Origin of the sequence: Raoultibacter phocaeensis, from assembly GCF_901411515.1 — a bacterium.
Lineage (GTDB): Bacteria > Actinomycetota > Coriobacteriia > Coriobacteriales > Eggerthellaceae > Raoultibacter > Raoultibacter phocaeensis.
The window spans coordinates 731,154-748,458 of the sequence record NZ_CABDUX010000002.1 but is presented as its reverse complement, the minus strand read 5'-3'; the positions used below and the strand labels follow the sequence as shown (position 1 = coordinate 748,458).

Annotated in this window: 13 protein-coding genes; 11 read left to right on the top strand and 2 right to left on the bottom strand. The window is 60.3% G+C overall.

Features of this window, described 5'->3' with window-relative positions; translation table 11 throughout:
- Positions 1-4: 4 nt before the first annotated feature.
- Positions 5-1,498 carry a trigger factor gene (gene tig / locus FJE54_RS11035; RefSeq protein ID WP_180326709.1) on the bottom strand — a complete coding sequence of 498 codons (1,494 nt, stop codon included), beginning with the start codon at positions 1,496-1,498 and terminating at the stop codon, positions 5-7.
- 415 nt (positions 1,499-1,913) lie between these two features.
- Here tig and FJE54_RS11030 point away from each other — a divergent pair, with 415 nt between their 5' ends.
- The 6 genes from FJE54_RS11030 (at position 1,914) to FJE54_RS11005 (ending at position 9,190) form a co-directional block, all read left to right on the top strand.
- Positions 1,914-3,191 carry a Fic family protein gene (locus tag FJE54_RS11030; RefSeq protein ID WP_139652823.1) on the top strand — a complete coding sequence of 426 codons (1,278 nt, stop codon included), beginning with the start codon at positions 1,914-1,916 and terminating at the stop codon, positions 3,189-3,191.
- Between the two features lie 424 nt (positions 3,192-3,615).
- Positions 3,616-4,461, top strand: a complete 846-nt coding sequence (locus tag FJE54_RS11025) for a cytochrome b/b6 domain-containing protein (RefSeq protein ID WP_139652822.1) — start codon at positions 3,616-3,618, stop codon at positions 4,459-4,461.
- Positions 4,454-5,245, top strand: a complete 792-nt coding sequence (locus tag FJE54_RS11020; protein ID WP_139652821.1) for a 4Fe-4S dicluster domain-containing protein — start codon at positions 4,454-4,456, stop codon at positions 5,243-5,245. The genes FJE54_RS11025 and FJE54_RS11020 overlap by 8 nt, the downstream gene beginning before the upstream one ends.
- Before the next feature lie 21 nt (positions 5,246-5,266).
- Complete coding sequence (locus tag FJE54_RS11015) at positions 5,267-7,336, top strand: aldehyde ferredoxin oxidoreductase N-terminal domain-containing protein (RefSeq protein ID WP_139652820.1); 2,070 nt, start codon at positions 5,267-5,269, stop codon at positions 7,334-7,336.
- A gap of 5 nt (positions 7,337-7,341) precedes the next feature.
- Positions 7,342-7,776 carry a hypothetical protein gene (locus tag FJE54_RS11010; RefSeq protein WP_139652819.1) on the top strand — a complete coding sequence of 145 codons (435 nt, stop codon included), beginning with the start codon at positions 7,342-7,344 and terminating at the stop codon, positions 7,774-7,776.
- Between the two features lie 157 nt (positions 7,777-7,933).
- Positions 7,934-9,190, top strand: coding sequence for an aminotransferase class V-fold PLP-dependent enzyme (locus FJE54_RS11005; RefSeq protein WP_139652818.1), 1,257 nt, complete (start codon positions 7,934-7,936; stop codon positions 9,188-9,190).
- Between the two features lie 163 nt (positions 9,191-9,353).
- Here FJE54_RS11005 and FJE54_RS11000 read toward each other — a convergent pair whose 3' ends face one another.
- Positions 9,354-9,701 (bottom strand): guanylate cyclase, encoded by a 348-nt coding sequence (locus FJE54_RS11000; protein ID WP_139652817.1) that lies wholly within the window; start codon positions 9,699-9,701, stop codon positions 9,354-9,356.
- 707 nt (positions 9,702-10,408) lie between these two features.
- Here FJE54_RS11000 and FJE54_RS10995 point away from each other — a divergent pair.
- From FJE54_RS10995 to FJE54_RS10975, 5 genes are all read left to right on the top strand, one after another.
- The gene (locus tag FJE54_RS10995) at positions 10,409-12,745 is read left to right on the top strand and encodes a bifunctional alpha,alpha-trehalose-phosphate synthase (UDP-forming)/trehalose-phosphatase (protein WP_139652816.1); all 2,337 of its coding nucleotides are present in this window, start codon (positions 10,409-10,411) and stop codon (positions 12,743-12,745) included.
- On the top strand, positions 12,742-13,650 hold the full coding sequence (locus FJE54_RS10990; protein WP_139652815.1) for an internalin N-terminal domain-containing protein: 909 nt from the start codon (positions 12,742-12,744) through the stop codon (positions 13,648-13,650). Before FJE54_RS10995 ends, FJE54_RS10990 begins: the two co-directional genes overlap by 4 nt.
- A complete protein-coding gene (locus tag FJE54_RS10985) occupies positions 13,556-16,705 on the top strand; it encodes a carboxypeptidase regulatory-like domain-containing protein (protein WP_139652814.1) in 3,150 nt (1,049 codons plus the stop codon). The genes FJE54_RS10990 and FJE54_RS10985 overlap by 95 nt, the downstream gene beginning before the upstream one ends.
- Before the next feature lie 101 nt (positions 16,706-16,806).
- On the top strand, positions 16,807-17,031 hold the full coding sequence (gene relB / locus FJE54_RS10980; RefSeq protein WP_180326708.1) for a type II toxin-antitoxin system RelB family antitoxin: 225 nt from the start codon (positions 16,807-16,809) through the stop codon (positions 17,029-17,031).
- Positions 17,031-17,297 carry a type II toxin-antitoxin system RelE family toxin gene (locus tag FJE54_RS10975; RefSeq protein ID WP_139652812.1) on the top strand — a complete coding sequence of 89 codons (267 nt, stop codon included), beginning with the start codon at positions 17,031-17,033 and terminating at the stop codon, positions 17,295-17,297. Before relB ends, FJE54_RS10975 begins: the two co-directional genes overlap by 1 nt.
- Positions 17,298-17,305: the final 8 nt, after the last annotated feature.

The window sequence follows — 17,305 nt, the reverse complement described above, 5'->3', positions numbered from 1 at the left end:
TGTTCTATTCCTTCGCCTCTTCGGCGTCGGTTTCCTTCTTTTCGGCCTTCTTGGCCGGGGCCTTTTTCTTCGCAGGAGCCTTCTTCTCTTCCGCTTCGGCACCCGCTTCGTCCTTCTTGGCGGTCTTCTTTGCAGCGGCTTTCTTGGCAGGCTTCTTCTCGGCCTTGTCTTCGTCCTTCTTCGGGCCGGTAAGCTCGGTCACGTTCGCCGTATCCATGACCTCGGTGACGGCGCGCGTGCGCAAGATGCCCTGGCGAAGCATGTGCATCTGGCCGTTGGCACGCCACTCGGCCTCGAGGGCCTCAGGATCCTCAACGCCGCTCTTGGCGAACTCGTCGGTGAGCTCCTGGTCGGTCACTTCCATCTTCGCGTGGCGGGCCCACGCATCGAGCGCGAGATCCTGCTTGGCGATGTCGGTGGACTGCTTTTTCACGTCTTCCTTGAACTGGTCGGCGGTGATGCCCTGCTGCATGAGGTACACATCGAAGCTCATGGACTGCTGCTGCAGCTGCTGGAAGAACGATTTGAGCAGGTCGGCTTCGTTCGATTCGACCATCGACTCGGGAGCTTCGCCCTCGAGGCGCTCGGCGAGCACGTTCAGGCACGCGTTCTCCTTCATGCCCGGAAGCATATCGGCCTTCTGCTTTTCGATGGACTCGGCGATACGGGTTTTCAGATCTTCGACGTTCTCGAACCCGAGCGTATCCTTTGCCCACTCGTCGGTTACCTCAGGAAGGTCCTTTTTCTTGACCGCGAGCACCTCTATGTCGAAGTGGATCGAGTCGGTTTTTTCGGCAAGCGAGGATACCATCATGGAGGAATCGCCCGTGATGTCGATGTCGAAGCTCTTCTTCTGCCCCTTCTTGAGGCCGATAAGCTCCGCATCGAAGGACTCGGGGAAGAGGCCCACGCCAAGGCCGTACAGACGCGATTCGGTCGTCAGCGATTCGAGCGCTTCGCCGTCAGAACCGGTAGCGGTCATGGCGAGGTCGGCGTAACCGCCCTCTTCGATCTTGGCGCTCGCAGGCGCATCTTCGAACGAGTAATAGTGCTCGCGAAGCTGATCGATCTGATCGGCGATCTCCTCGTCGGTAGCATGCTCGCAGGGAAGCTCGATCTCAACCGGCTCGTAGCTCGAAAGCTCGAACTCGGGTTTGACCGATACGGTGGCAACGTACGTGAAGGGCTTGCCGGCCTCGACGAGCGAGGACTGATCTTCGAACTGCGGCTGCGAAACGGGATAGAGCAGAGCCTCGTCCACGGCGACAGGATACGTCTCGTTCAACACGGCATCGGTCACCGTCGCCGGAACGGCTTCAGCGCCGAGGGCGTTGTCGATGACCGGACGCGGAGCCTTGCCGCGGCGAAAGCCCGGGAAATTGTACTTGTAGGCGAAATCCTTGTAGGTTTTCTTGATGCGATCATCGATCTCTTTGGCATCGATCGTGACGGTCAGTTTGACTTGGTTGTCCTTCAATGCCTCGACTTTTGTTTCCACGTAGTTTTCCTTCCATCTTCCATTGCTGCCTTGCGGCATAAACGCGGTCTGCAACGCCCCTTTGAAGCAGCCGGGGCAACCCCCGATCATGGCCTCGTAGCATCCCACGTGAAACGCGGTATCCCACGGCTTAAAGCATACCGAAACGGAATTATCGCACATATGGTTAGAATGAGAAAGAACGAACGTGCACGAACACATCAAACTGACGATTCGGATGCCAACCGGTTACCGTGCGTACGCTTATCGGTGTAGCAAAGGCCTCCTTCGCCTTGAAACGTCCATCCACCGTATTCGCACACTCGGAGCACGAGGGCCTATAGTAATCTCTTACTTGGCGACGAGGCTCACACAGCATCGATGGATGGCAGGCAGCACGGCGCACAGCCGAGCGGGCCTGCCAGGGGGTACTACGTTGGACGACCGTGCACCGACATTGACCGAGATCATACATGATCGCAGTTTTCGCGCGCTTCTGCGGCTTTCGCAGCGCGAAGCTATGACGTGGGACACGTTTCTCGCGCATCCTTTGCCGCCGGACATGAGTCCGCTCGCTGTTTGGGACATGCTCGGCTCTATCGGGCAGTGCATCGGGGTCCACCTGTTCGATGACGAGGATGGAAACCTACTTTGGTATCGGCGCACCCATGAGCTGAGCGACCTCGTCGATGCGATCGAGCGGCTCAGTGCGAAGGAATCGTCGTTTTGCGAGGTTCTGCTCGACCATGCGGACCGTTCGTTCACGCTTGGATTGCGCTTGGCCGAGTACGTTGCAGCATTGCGGCTTTCACGGCATTCCGTCGATTGCGACCACCTCGAAATGCACGTGCGGCTAGGAACGCTGCCCGATCATCCTGCGGAACGGGCCGTCGCAAACGCCGTGCTCGTCGATCAGGACTTGCCCTTGTTCGTACGCGAACCGTTTTCCCGATCGCTCTTGGGCTCGTTCTACGAGCGCCTGACCGAAGGCCTCGCACCCGATGACATCGAATCGCTCTCTATAGCTTCGGCGGGGGCCATCGACGAGCAGACGTGGAACATCGTGCAGCATCAGCTCGATGCGATCATGGAGTACGCCAATGCGAGCGGAGACGACGAGGACCTCCTCGTCATGCAGGGCAACCTCGTTGCCGACGCAATCCGCTACCACGAACCGTTCGGTTTTGCGAGTTCGCTTGTCGCCTCGCTCGCATCGAGGCTGTTCTTCCTCAAGCACGACCTGCCCGTCCTCGCCCTTGTGCCCGTCTCGCATGCAAAGCTCAGGTGGCTTGATAGGAAACTCGGCGACCGCACGCTCTGCAGCCCCGCTGAATACGAAAGCACGCTCAGGCGCACCTGCTGCGATCTGACCGTACACCACACGCTTTCCGCGCAATGCATGAAAGTCGCACTCGACGAAGCGGAAGCCCGCATCACCGGGGTGGCGGACAAAGATTCCGCGGCGAAAAGCATGCTCTCCTCCGATGCGCGGTTCAACCACCGGCAGCGCTCCATCCTCGCCCGGGCCCTACGCACGCCTCTTGCGGAATTCCATATCCGCTACCACCAGGAAAAACACCGGATTTCATACGCAACGGCCCGGCGCGACCTCGTTGAACTCTCCGAAGCGGGATACCTGCGTGCCGAGCAGCGCGGCAAGGCGTTCGTATTCATCGCCGACGAGGGAGTCGAGGAGCTCTCCCGCAACCTCTAGCTGCACCCGCATCGCTTCGAAGCATGCGCCCTTGCGCTATCCGACCCGTTTCCCACGAACCCGCTTACGTATTCATCGGTCGCTTTTCTCGGACGAGCGGCCAAACAAGGGCTGCATTTACTACCCCCGATGCCCCGAAACGCGCCGATTGCCGAGCGAAGGGGGCGAAAACCCTTCCCGAAACCGAAAACGGATCCGGTTTCAAGGCTTGATCGCGGCTCGTTTGGCGAACGGCTGGCACACGTTTACCGCCGATTCGGCACCATGCTCTCCCATTCGCTTCGTTTGCTGTTCATTTTGAACAGGTAGCACCACCCTGTCTGCGCAGAAAACGCTGAGCGCTGTTCATTTCCGCCACATTGGGCCTCTCGCCTGCCGTTTCTATACTAATCCATGCATAGACGAGTAATCGAGAGGAGCAGGGATGCAGGAAACGCTTTTGTTCGACCAATTCACCTGGCTCGTATTCGCGGCCCCCTTCTTAGGATTACTGGTGGCGGGCTTGAGCAAGCGTCAAGACCCCGTCATCAGGGGAAACCGGATACTGAGACACGATGGGCCCGCGCGTGTATCGCATTGGACCCATGCGCTCGGCACGGCGCTGCTGCTCGTGTCGGGCATCATCCTCGGAACGAGGTTCACCCCCGCGTTCGTGACGACCGACGCCTCAACTGCGCTGTGGTTCAACGTGCATTTCGTGTTCGCGCTGCTGTTTTTGTTCGGCACGTTCTACTGGCTCGGGAACACCATCATCTCGCGCTGGCGCTTCGGCGAGCACATGCCCACTAAAAACGCCATCACCTATACGCTCAACCACTACGGAAGCCTGCTCGGCGTCAAGAAGTGCACGTATCCCAAAGAGGCGAAGTACTTCGAAAGCGAGCGCATGGCGTTCATCCTCGCCATTGTGGCAACCGTTGCGGTGCTGGTGAGCGGCTTGTTCAAAGTGCTCGCGCACGCGATCGCGCTTCCCGAGGGCTTCATGAACGCAATCACATGGATCCACGACATCTCCGCGGCGCTCATGCTTCTGTTCTTCCTCGCGCACGTGTTCTTCGGAGCAATCCTGCCGGTTTCGTGGAAGACGCTGAAATCGATGTTCACCGGCTATCTGCCGCTCGATCACGCCAAGCACGAGCATGCCGCCTGGGTCGAAGAGCTTGAGGAGAAAGGCGCTATCGAAGGCGCCGATGAGACGAATGACGAGAAGGACGGCGCGGGCGCCCCGTTTGCCGCACAAGGACGGAAGGAAGGTATCGATCATGTCTGATGCAAGCACGAATGCCGCCAACGAGAAGGCTGCGGCTAAAACGGTAACACGCCGCGACTTCATCGCGGCGATCGGCGGAGTCGGCATCGGCGCGATACTCGCCGGAGCGGGCGTTTCCGCCTTCCTCGTAGGCGACGAGGTGTACGCCGTCGAATCGTCCGACGGATATCTGCTCGTCGACACCAAGAAATGCGGCGGCTGCGAAACCTGCATGCTCGCCTGCTCGCTCGCCCACAGCGGGCGCACGAACGTGAACCTCTCGCGTTTGCAGCTCACAAAAAACCCGCTCGGATGCTTCCCGTACGACGTGCAGCAGAACCAATGCCGCCAGTGTCCCTACCCCTCATGCGTCGACGCCTGCCCCACCGGAGCCATGCACGCCGATCCCGAAACGGGCGTGCGTCTCGTTGCCGAAGGCAAATGCATCGGCTGCGAGCGGTGCATCGAGGCCTGCCCCTTCACGCCCTCGCGCGTACAATGGAACTACGAGGACAAATGCGCGCAGAAATGCGACCTGTGCCTCAACACGCCGTACTGGAACGAAGAGGGCGGTCCGAACGGCAAGCAGGCGTGCATCGAGGTCTGTCCCATGCGCGCCATCTCGTTCACTCACACCATCCCCCGTCAAAGCGACGAGGGCTACGACGTGAACCTGCGCAACGAACACTGGGCGATCATCGGCTTCCCCATCGACGACGAGGGCCGCGTGAAGCCCGACGTCTCGGTTCCGACCGCATCGGTCGTGAAGACGCCGCCCGCCGATGATACCGCCACCGAAGAATAGCAACCAACGAGGAGGATACCAATGCCACAAGCAACCGGAGGATTCGTCGGAAAGATCCTCATCATAGACCTCACGAACCAGACCGCAGAAACGATCGACTCTTCCCCCTACCAGCAATGGGGAGGCGGCCACGGCATGGGATCGGCCCTGTTCTGGGACTTCTGCGAAGACAAGACCGTCGGCCCCTTCGACGAGGGCAACGTCGTCACCGTATGCACCAATCCGTTCTCAGGCACCCCCGTGCCCTCGGCCTCGGCCCGCGTCGAAATCCAGGGCATCGGATCGTTCGCCGATCCGGAATGGTTCACCCGCTCGAGCATGGGCGGCAGAATCGGCGGCATGATCAAGGCAGCCGGATACGACGCCTACCTGGTCAAGGGCAAGGCCTCTGAGAAGACCTGGGTGAACGTGATCAATGGCGAGGTCGAGTTCCACAACGCCGACGAGCTGTGGGGCCTCGACACCGCCCAGACCCAAGAGGCCATCTGGGATCGCGTAACCGGCGGCACGCCCGACGGCGAATGGTACACGGTGGGAACGTCGCGCGACGGCGGCCGCACCACCCAAAAGCCCGCGGTCATGTGCATCGGGCCGACAGGAGAGAACCTCGGTCGCACGGCCACCATCACCCATGACGCAAGCCACCACGCAGGACAAAGCGGGCTCGGAGCCGTATGGGGATCGAAGAACCTCAAAGCCGTGAGCTTCCTCGGCACGGGCAGCGTCCCCGTTGCCGATCCGGCGGCGCTCATCGATCTGCGCGTAGAGTTCCAGCAGAAGTTCTCCTACAACGTGGACGACCCGGTGCTCGAAACGCCCAATCCCGATGCTGCCGTGTACGGCTTCATCACGCGGCATCCCGGTTTCAACGGCATTTACTGGAACGCCCGCGATATGATCTCGCGCCCCTACGGATGCCAGGGATGCTTCCGCAACTGCCGCCACAACTTCGATGACGGCGTGGGCAACGGCATCATGTGCGCCGCCTCGTTGTTCTACATGTCCGCCGACAACCTCAAAGACCAGATCCGCGCAGCCGACTTGCAGAACAAGCTCGGTATGAACGGGTTCGAAACGAGCATCATCTCGTACTGCCGCAACCTCTACAAGATGGGCGTCATGGGACCCGGCAAGGAAATCGAGTCGAACCTGCCCTTCGACAAGTTCGGATCATGGGAGTTCGCCGAGGCGTTCATCAAGGCGATCGCATACCGCGAGGATATCGGCGCAGACCTCGCCGAAGGATCGGCGCGCGCCGTCAAGAAGTGGGGCCGCTGGGAAGAGGACAGCGCCAACGGCACCTTCCAGTACCCGCAATGGGGCTACTACTACCATTACGACCCGCGCCTCGAGGTCGAGTGGAGCTATGCGAGCGTCATGAGCGAGCGCGACGTGAACGAGCACGGACTCAACTGGCACGTGCACTGGATGCCGATGATATGCAGCATGGTCGGCGAAGAGCCGCTCATCTCGGCCGAAGACATGGCGAACCGTCTTGCCGAATCGACGACGCTCGGCGATCCGCTTTGCTTCGATTACAGCGAAGAGGGCATCTACTCCGACGCGACGATCGAGAAAGTCGCCTGGATGCGCCATTACGGACGCTTCTGGGTGCAGTCGATGGGCATGTGCGACTGGCTGTGGCCCCACCTCATCGAGTACGCCTCGCCCACCGGCGACATCACGCCCGCGACGCCGAACTTCGAACCGCGCATGTACAAGGCGGTCACCGGCATCGACATCACGTTCGATGAGAGCCTCGAGATGGGCAAGAAGATCTACACGCTCGACCGCGCCATCTGGCACATGCAGGGACGCCATCGCGATCAGGAGGTGTTCGCCGAATTCGTCTACTCGCTTCCGACCAGCGCGCCCTACCCGCTGCCCGTGTACGAGGACGGGAAATGGTCGTACGGCGCCTGTCTCGACCGCACGCTCGACCGCGAGCGCTTCGAAACCGTGAAGGACCGCTTCTACGAGCACGAGGGCTGGGATGTGGCGACCGGCTGCCCCACCCGCGAAACGCTTGAATCGTACGACTTGGGGCACGTCGCCGACGCGCTCGAGGCCGCCGGCGCACTGAAAGGGTGATTGCTATGGCAGCAAGTACCGTAACGATGCCTCCCGAAGTGATGGAGCTCTATTCGTTTCCCCTGCCCGACATCGAGGAGGCGCGCTTCATCCTACGGGAACTCGAATGGGGCGAGCACTTCATCGGCATCGAGATGAACCCCGCCGCCGGCAATCGCGACATCTACATCTACAGCTTGCAGGAGGCCTCGCGGTTTCTGCGCTACGGAACCGCAGGCATGGGCCTATCGACCGGAGGCAAAGGATCGATCAGCTGGTTCGACATCGACAAGCTTGTCGCATGGCTGAGAAACGACGTGCGCGACCCTGACCTCGCCGATGCGATCGCACGCGACACCGCGGGCGAGGAAAGCTATCACGGCAAGGTGCAGAAGCTCGGCAACCTCATCGACATGCGACTCGCCCAACTGACCGACCTCATCGCAACCGAGGAGCAGTAAGGCGGCATGCATGCCGAAGGCGGGTTCGTCAACCGCACTGGGTGCTCGAATCCGCCGACGCGATAGATCTGCGGGGTTCTGGCCGATTGCCGACAGCGCGGCCCAAACCACGCCAACCAGCCAACTCCCGTGTGGCCCATGAAAGGAAGTGCGACGGATGGACTCTTGCTACTACAAGGATTTCCCAGCGCTCGGCGCCTTCGAAGGTGAACTCGGATACACCTCGAACCCGCTCGCCTACCTCGACAACGCGGCCACGACGCACAAACCCTCGATCGTCCTTCAGACGGTCGAGGGGTACTACCGCGAGTGCAACGCCAACCCCTATCGGGGCACCTACCGCACAAGCGTCGCCTCAACCCAGCTCTACGAAGGCTCGCGAAGCATCGTCGCGCACTTCATCGGCGCCGATGCCGACGAGATCGTATTTACGAGAAACGCCACCGAATCGCTCAACCTCGTCGCGTACAGCTACGCGCTCGACACCCTCGCACCCGGTGACGAGATCGTCCTGCCCATCTCCGAACACCACAGCAATCTCGTGGTATGGCAGCATGTCTGCGAAAAGACCGGGGCAAAGCTCGTATACATGCGCCCTGACGAAAACGGTCGGCTGCGCGACGAGGAGATCGAGCAGAAGATCACCGGTGCCGCCAAGATCGTCGCATGCGCGCACGTTTCGAACGTGCTCGGTTCGGTGTTCCCCATCGAGAAGATCGTGGAAAAGGCCCATAGCGTCGGGGCGGTCGTCGTACTCGATTGCGCCCAGAGCGCGGCCCACCTTCCGCTCGACTTGAGTGCGCTCGACGTGGATTTCGCCGCGTTTTCGGGGCACAAGCTCTACGCTCCCATGGGCATCGGCGTGCTGTTCGCCAAGCGCGAGCTGCTCGGGCAGATGAAGCCGTTTCTCTTCGGCGGCGAGATGATCGACGAGGTACGCGAGTACCGCTCCACCTTCGAAAACGGCCCGAAGCGCTTCGAGGCGGGAACACCCAACGTTGCCGGTGCCCTCGGACTCGCAACGGCCATCGACTACGTGCAAAGAATAGGATTCGACGAGATCGGACGCGTGGAACGTCAGCTCGCAACGCACCTGCTCGACGGCATGCGTGCGATCGATTCGGTCCGCATCATCGGAAACCCCTACGCGACCCTCGACCGCACAGGCGTCGTCGCCTTTACGGTAGACGGCGCGCATCCTCAGGACATCGCGCTTGTCCTCGATGGCGAGAACATCGCGATCCGCACCGGCTCCCACTGCGCCCAGCCCCTGCATCGCTCACTCGGCCTCGAATCGTCATGCCGCGTAAGCCCGTGCTTCTACAACACAACCGCCGAAATCGACCGCTTCCTCGACACGATCGAGAGCGTTCGCCGCACCATCAGCCGTCGCATCATGGCGGTGTTCCCGTAAGAGCGTCCGGCGCGCATGCAGAGGCCGGCCGGCAGGACGACGCCCAACGTGCAATTGGCACAAGGCCGTCCGATGCGCGTTGGACGTCGCAAGCCTCAATCCAACGCGCACGCTCGACAAAAGCCGCCCGGCACCTGCGTACGCGTACGGCTGGCGAGCCCGCTTAGCGCAGGCGCCGTTCCCTCTTCGCCTTCATCGGCTTTTTGCGATACTGAGGATGGTGTTTCAAGAAGACCGCCCGGCACACGAGCACGATGCCGAGGGCGACGAGGGTCACCGCAAGGAAACTCGCCATGATGTCGAGCGCGAAGTAGTTCCGCTCGAGCAGAGCGTAGAGGCTCGCAAGCGCGAAAAAGCCCGAAAGAATGCCCGTGAGCCATATGAACGACCTGATGAGAACTTCCTTGGCGCGGTTGGGCGACGAGCGGTACGAAACCACGAAGTACACGACGAGCGCGATGAGCGCAAGGATGATGATCAGCGGTAAGCTGCGGTAGAGCCGGGCGATCATATGCGCCTCCTTACGCGATCGGGCCGAAAGCCATCGGCGGGTATATCGAGATTTTCCCATAATACCATGACCCGACCGCGAACCGCGGTTTGTCACGGATCTGAGGATTCGGACAAGCGGATCAGTCTGGCGATCCCCGCTGTCGAAGAGGCAATCTGCATCCGTTTGCAGCTCAAGAGCATCGGGAGCCGTTAGGCGCAGTGCGGCAATCTGCCGGTTTTGCCCGGCGGAAAGACGTCTGGGTGTCCGCCAACCGTCGCTAAACGACATTTCGAAGTGCTTCGATTCGCTGCCGAAGTCTGCGATCAGGCACAAGGATCTCATTCCCTTATTTTCTGGCCGTAATTATGTCGTTTAGCGACGGTTGGCGGACACCCAAAGCCCATTGCGCTGTCAAACCAGATTGACGCGGCCCCGCGAGCGCCCGGCGGCGATCCGGCACATCGGCGCTCCGAACGGGCGCATGGCGATGGCGGCTTGAGAGCGGAAGCCCATCATGCCGGGCGGAAAGATGCATCGATCGGAAGCACGCCCGTACCCGCTTTGCTGCACAACCCCTCGCCCGCCGCCCAAGAAAGCGTCCAGCCGAGCGACTCCTTCACGAAAGCATAACGGCGCGCTAACGTCCCGTCAGCAGATGGCGTTTTGTCTGCATACCCTGCCTATACTGGAAGTTCACCACTGAGCACCCGAGGAAGGAACAACACATGGATGGCAGGCTCGTCATCGTATCTAACAGGCTTCCGCAATCCATAACCAAGAACCGCGACAACACGTTCGGCTTTTCCGCAAGTTCAGGGGGTCTCGTGACGGGCCTCAAGCCGTTCTTCAACGACGAGCGCGCCTGCCTCTGGATAGGCTGGGCCGACATCGATCCGACAGCGCTCGAACCCGCCGATAAGTCCGAGCTCGAAGCCCAGTTGGCCAAGCGCAAGTGTGCCCCGGTGTTCCTCGATGCCGACGATGCCGCCGGCTACTACGAAGGACTCTCCAATTCCGCTATCTGGCCGCTGTTTCATTCCTTTCCGCAAATCGCACGCTTCGACGACGAAGACTGGCAGGCTTACGTACGCGTGAACGAGCGCTTTTGCGAGGAGATCGTTCGGCGCGCCCAGCCAGGAGATGTGTTCTGGATACACGATTACCATCTCATGCTCGTGCCGCAGCTCCTTCGAAAGCGTTTGCCGGGCGCATCGATCGGATTCTTCCTCCATATTCCGTTTCCCTCGTTCGAAACGTACCGCATGGTACCGTGGCGAAACGAACTTTTAGCGGGCGTGCTCGGTGCCGATCTGATCGGCTTTCATACCTACGATTATGCGCGCTATTTTCTCGAAAGCTGCACGCGGATCCTCGGCGTCGAAGAGGAGCAGGGAACGGTTCGCCTGCAAAACCGCACGGCAACCTGCGACGCTTTCCCCATGGGGATCGACTACGACGACTTCGCTGCGACGGCGAACTCCGACACGGTGCGCTCGCTCGCCGAAGATTTTCGACGGGACCACGGGAGAACCGGCTGCAAGCTCATGCTTTCGGTCGAGCGCCTCGACTACTCGAAGGGCATTCCCGACAGGCTCCACGCCTACGATGCCCTGCTCGAGCAGCACCCTGAATGGATCGGGCAGGTGGTTCTCGTACTCGTAACCGTGCCTTCGCGAGAAGGCGTCGGGTCGTATCAGAAGCTCAAGAAAGATATCGACATGCTCGTCGGCCTGATCAACGGCAAGTACGCCACACCCGCATGGGCGCCTATCGACTACTATTACCGATCGGTTTCGCACGATATGCTCTGCAGCATGTACCGCGCCTCGGACATCATGCTCGTCACGCCGCTGCGCGACGGGATGAACCTCGTGTGCAAAGAGTACCTTGCCGCGCGCGACGGCGAAGACGGCGTGCTTATCCTCTCCGAGCTTGCGGGCGCCTCTTTCGAGCTCACCGATGCAGTAATCGTAAACCCCTTCAACCTTCAAGAGCTCGTCGACGCCATGCAGTGCGCGCTTACCATGCCCAAAGCAGAACAAGGCAGAAGAAACGCCGCCATGCAGAAAAGGCTCAAACGCTACACGTCGCAGAAATGGGCGGCGGAATTCCTTGACGGACTCGAGCAAACGCATATGCAGCGAGAAGATGAGCGGGCTCAAAAGCTCGACGAGAGCGCGGGCGGCACCCTTGTCGATGCGTACAAGACCGCCGGGAAGCGGGCGATCCTGCTCGACTACGACGGCACGCTCGTATCGTTTTCGAACGAGCCTAAAGACGCCGCACCCGACGCCGAGCTCCTTGCGCTCCTGAAAGGTCTCGGATCCGATCCGAGCACCGATGTGTGCGTGATCTCCGGACGCGACAAGACGACGCTCGAATCGTGGTTCGGCAGCGTTCCGGTCGGACTCGTCGCCGAGCACGGCGCTCTCATGTACGACCGCCCCGCACGCACGTGGATGCAGACCGCCCCGTTCGACGACCGCTGGAAACGCGCGGTGCGACCCCTCATGGAGGCGTTCACCGATCGCACGCCGGCATCGTCGCTCGAAGAGAAGGAATGCTCGCTTGTTTGGCACTACCGCAAGTGCGACGATTCGCTCGCGCGCCGCCGAGCCGTCGAAATGAAAAACGCGCTTTCCCGCATCGCCGAGGAACACGACCTCGCCGTCATGGCGGGCAGCAAGATCGTCGAGGTCAAGCCGAACGGCGTCGATAAAGGAAGCGCTGCGAACCTGTGGTTTTGCGATATGAGCTTCGATTTCATCCTTACCATCGGCGACGACCGCACCGACGAGGACATGTTCGCAGCCGCCCCTGAAGAAGCATGGACCGTCAAGGTAGGCTGCGGCCCCACCAAGGCACGCTTCGCACTCGGAAGCCCGAGCGAGGTACGGGAGCTTTTGACAGCGCTCGTTTCCCAGGCCGAAGACGTCAGCGATGCGCCGAGCGAGAACGTCCCAAGACGACAGTCCGTCGCGCAGGGCGCTCCGCATCGGCAGGCCAGGGCAAAAAACGCTCCCGCAACCGAAAAGACCAGTATCCAGGGAGGTACACGATGAGCACCGTCACGCCGCTTCGAAAGATCCTTGCGATCGCATGCGCGCTTATGCTCGCAGCTTCGCTGTTCCCGAGCTTCGGCTTCGCGGCACCAGAAGAGGGAGGCGGATCGGACGTCGAGCTTCACGCTACGGATGCCGCGGCACTCGCGACCGCATCCGACAACGACACGGTGCCCTTGTCCGACCAAGATGCCGAGAACAGCCCGTCAACGGATCCGACGACCCAAGACTCCAACGATCCGACCCCCGCCGAGCTGGGCTCCCAACCCGATGCCGCATCCTCCCCCGATGGCACCACCATCCCAGCTGAGGGCACGAACACCGAAAAGGGCATGCCCCAAGCCGACGACCCCGACAAAACCCCTGCCGCGACCGAAAGAGAATCGGCACCCGTGCCGAACGAACCAGCACTCGCATCCCCCTCGGATGCAGACATGCGCGCTTCGGGAACGATCGCAAGCCTCTTTCCCGATCCGGTGTTTGCCGCCTATGTGGCTTCCATACTCGGGAAAAGCGCTTCGGATTCCGTCACGCAAAACGAGCTGAACACCGTCGTTTCGGTCCAGCCTCCGAAAACCGTCTACAGCGTCGAGGGGATCCAGTACCTGGGGGGCTTACGGGAAGCCCGCCTCGACAACCAATCGCTCATCGAGCGCTTCCCGCCCGCGTTCATCGCGCGCGTGCAAAGCGGCGAGATATCTATATACACAGCGAACAACCAGAACTACACCTACGCTTCGGTCATCCAGATATCCAACGCAAGCTTCGCCGAAGTACACCCCTTCATCCCCCCCTCTGTTCTTCCAGTACGTGCAGTACGGCGACGGATCGCCTATCGGCACGTGGACGATCCTCAACGCGAACAACGGCGTCGTCGACTCGTTTCCCGCGGTCGACGGCAGTGAGCTCATGCGCGAGTACGAGGGTTTCTCGGACGGCAAGGCTTACACGCTGCAGCTCACGTTCTCGTCGCCGGTTTGGATGGGCCTCGAAAACTCGATCTACCGCTTTCCGTTCCAATTCAAAGAAGCGGCGGACGGCGCGATACGGGGAACCGTCACCGATGCGCACGGTGCACCCGTCCAAGGAGCCAGCATCTCGCTTTCGAGCGACCCGTCGAGGACGGCTATCACCGATGCAAACGGCGAATACGCGTTCGATTCGGTTTCAAGCGGAACGTATTCGGTCACCTGCTCGGCTGCGGGATACACGACTCAGACGAAGCGGACCGCCGTCGATCCAGGGGAAACGGCACGTGTCGACTTCACGCTCGATCCCGTGTATGGATCGCTTATCGGCACGGTTGTCGACGGCCTGACCGGCGATCCCATCGAAGGTGCCGCAATCGCGCCGATCGACGGGGACGGCAGCCCCCTTGTCGAGAAAACGTCGGGCGAAGACGGCACGTTCGGCTACGAGCAGATCCCCTCTGGAACCTACACCGGAACCGTGCGCGCCGAGGGGTATGAAGACAACGACAGCGAAGTGATTGCCGTAGCCGCAGACGGATCCACGACGAGCATCGTCATCAAGCTCTGGCCGCGCACGATCACGCTGACGGGCACGGTAACGGACAAAGACAATGGATCCCCCATCGGGGGCGCCTCGGTGAGCGTATCGGCGACAGTGAGCTTACCGAACGGGCAGTCACCGACCGCAACCACCGATGCCAGCGGCGTGTACTCTTTCAGCGTATACGCCGCCGACTACCATGCGACCGTGGCCGCCTCGGCCGCCGGCTACAGCGACGACAGCGCCGACGTGCCCATCATGAAAAGCTCGTCTTCGCCTGTTGTGCAAGACCTCGAACTTTCGAGGAGCTTCGCTACGGTGACGTTCGAAACGTACTTGCGCGACGCTGCGACGCCTTTTGAGAACAGGACGCTGATCGTTACCGAAACCGCCACGAACGACGAGCAGCCGGTTGCAACCGATGGGAACGGGCGCGTTTCGGTCAACCTCTCGCTCGGCGCTTACACGGTTCGGCCCGCAGACGACAAAGGATACGATATCGAGTTCGACTCCCCGATAGCCCTCACGACCACCGATCACGTCGCGTCGTTTTCCTTGGATACCCCCGGCCTCTCTGCGGGAGCCATTGCGATCACCTTCAAACCGATAGAGGTCGCCGTTCGCGTGGTGGTTTCGGGGGAAGGCGCCCAGACGTTCGAACTCGGCGACGTTCAAACGTATTTGCAAGGAACCTCAGAACACGATGCGCAGGACTTCAACCTCCAAACAAGCAATACGACCTCCGCCGGAAACCCCGTCAGCACTTCGTTCGCCGAAAAAGTGCCGTTCGGAACCTATACCGTAAGCGCCGAGGCTGCGGGGTACGCAACCGCGTGGGATACCGTGGAGATCGGATCGGGCGATCCCGAAATACACGGTACCGGCGATGACCGCTACGTAGAAATCGAGCTTCATCTGCTGAAAGAATACGCCGAATTGACCGGCCGGGTCCTGTATTCGGGAAGCGGCGAGCCGGTAGCAGGCGCAACGGTTTCCATGGCCTATGGCGAAGAGGTCCTCTCGCGCACGACGAACGACCAAGGGGAAACCGGCACCGCCCGCGTCGCACCCGGAACCTACGAGGGAACAGCCTCATACGGAAGCTACACAGCCCCCGCCCAAACCGTCACCGTTGCAGACGCAGAGCGCCGCGATGTGCTGTTCTACGTGTACCCGAAAGGTAGCATTGCAGGCTTGGTGCGCGATTACGTTGCACGCACGCCCATCGACAACGCGACCATAACCGTGAGCGGCTCGCCCACAAGCGATCCCGAAGTGTATTACGGAAACCATTCGAACCCGCCTTTGGGCGACGGGCAATACCATACGTCTTCCCTCCAGGACGGTACGTACACCGTCGAAGTCCAGGCCCCGGGCTATCACGGCCAAACCCGCACGGTCACCGTGAGTAACGGACGGGTATCCTACGAGAACTTCCACTTAATGCCTTTACTCGGCATCTTGTCGGGAAGTGTGGAGTACGCCGACGGAAGCCCCGTGCCGGGGGCACGCATGAGCGTGCGTGCCGCCGACGCGTCCGAAAGCGAGCAAGAGGCGACGACCGACGCCGACGGTGCATACTCCTTCACCCCTATCCACGAAGGCGAGTATATCGTGACGATGGAGACGAGCCTCGCGGTTAGGGAGATCGGAACGATCGTCCAAACCGAAGACGCCCATATCGTTGCCGATGAGAATACCGTCGTCTATTTCGTGATCCCGCTGCCCGGTAGCCTCGAGGGAACGGTGAGTACCGCCGACGGGACGCCGATTGCCCAAGCAAGCGTGACCGTCTATTCGAACACCTCTTCGCTTACCTATACCACGACGACCGATGCCCAGGGAAGATACCTCTTTGCGGGCTTGCCCGTTGGAGACTACACGGTCGTAACCGCCAAAGACGGGTACGCGACCCAGGCAAAGCAAACGATTATCGAAGCGGACGCTACAAGCATCGTCGATTTCGTCCTCGACGACAGGCCTGGATTCCTTGAGGGGACAGTCACAGTCAAACAGACGGGTGACCCCGTAAGCGGAGCCACCATAACCATAACACCCGGCTCCATCAAAGTCGTCACCGACGAAAACGGCGCATACCGCATCCCCCTGGTGGCGGGGAGCTACGACGTGTCCTTCGAATACAACGACACTCTCGAGACCCGCTCGACGACGATCGAAGCGAGACGCACGACAACCGAAGACTTCGTCATTGACCTCGATAACGAAGAGGGGCAAGGCGAAGAAGGCGACGACGGAGCTGCGGGCTCGGACGGCGATGCGGCTGCAGGAAGCGGCTCGAACGCTGAGCAAGGCACCCGCCCAGCAGCCTCACGCTTGTCTCCCACCGGGGATTCGGCTTTGGTATCAGGCCTTGCCTTCGCGCTTGGCGCAAGCGGCCTCGCCCTCGTCATCGGTGTCGCCCGCCGTCGGCGCGCACTCAACCGATGATCGTTCGCACGCAGGGTCCAGGTACAGTGGGCCCTGTTAAGGATATATGACATTGTTTACACAGTATGTTACACTGTATAAACAATTTGATTGGAGATGCCATGGATACCACTATCACCTTGAGGGCAGACGCAAAGCAAAAGAATCTTATTGCCGAGTATGCAAAAATGCATGGCGAAACCATGTCTAGTTTCATCCTCGAGACCGTTCTCGATAAGATTGAGGACGAGATAGATCTTCGCGATATGGAAAAAGCGGTAGCTGATCACAGAGCTAATCCAAAGACTTACACCCATGATGAAATTAAGCAAGAGTTCGGATTCTGATGGCTTGGAGCATCGAATACTCGGATAAAGCAAGGAAACAGCTTAAAAAGCTTGATCCGAATCAGAGTAAGCTTCTTATAGCCTGGATAGAGAAAAACCTTCTAGGATGCGACGACCCCCGCTCTATCGGTACAGCATTGTCGGGAGATAAATATGAATGGTGGCGATATAGGGTGGGTTCTTACCGCTTGTTAGTCGAGATTAAGGACGAGGAACTTGTTATTCTTATAGTGCAGACGGGGCATCGTCGAGACGTATACCGCTAGGAAAGCAT

Bases quoted from the DNA above. Each gene is read 5' to 3' on its own strand.
- FJE54_RS10995 (WP_139652816.1), top strand. From the start codon at position 10,409: ATGGATGGCAGGCTCGTCATCGTATCTAACAGGCTTCCGCAATCCATA.
- FJE54_RS11005 (WP_139652818.1), top strand. From the start codon at position 7,934: ATGGACTCTTGCTACTACAAGGATTTCCCAGCGCTCGGCGCCTTCGAA.
- FJE54_RS10990 (WP_139652815.1), top strand. From the start codon at position 12,742: ATGAGCACCGTCACGCCGCTTCGAAAGATCCTTGCGATCGCATGCGCG.
- FJE54_RS10975 (WP_139652812.1), top strand. From the start codon at position 17,031: ATGGCTTGGAGCATCGAATACTCGGATAAAGCAAGGAAACAGCTTAAA.
- relB (WP_180326708.1), top strand. From the start codon at position 16,807: ATGGATACCACTATCACCTTGAGGGCAGACGCAAAGCAAAAGAATCTT.
- FJE54_RS11015 (WP_139652820.1), top strand. From the start codon at position 5,267: ATGCCACAAGCAACCGGAGGATTCGTCGGAAAGATCCTCATCATAGAC.
- FJE54_RS11010 (WP_139652819.1), top strand. From the start codon at position 7,342: ATGGCAGCAAGTACCGTAACGATGCCTCCCGAAGTGATGGAGCTCTAT.
- FJE54_RS11020 (WP_139652821.1), top strand. From the start codon at position 4,454: ATGTCTGATGCAAGCACGAATGCCGCCAACGAGAAGGCTGCGGCTAAA.
- FJE54_RS11025 (WP_139652822.1), top strand. From the start codon at position 3,616: ATGCAGGAAACGCTTTTGTTCGACCAATTCACCTGGCTCGTATTCGCG.
- FJE54_RS11000 (WP_139652817.1), bottom strand. From the start codon at position 9,701: ATGATCGCCCGGCTCTACCGCAGCTTACCGCTGATCATCATCCTTGCG.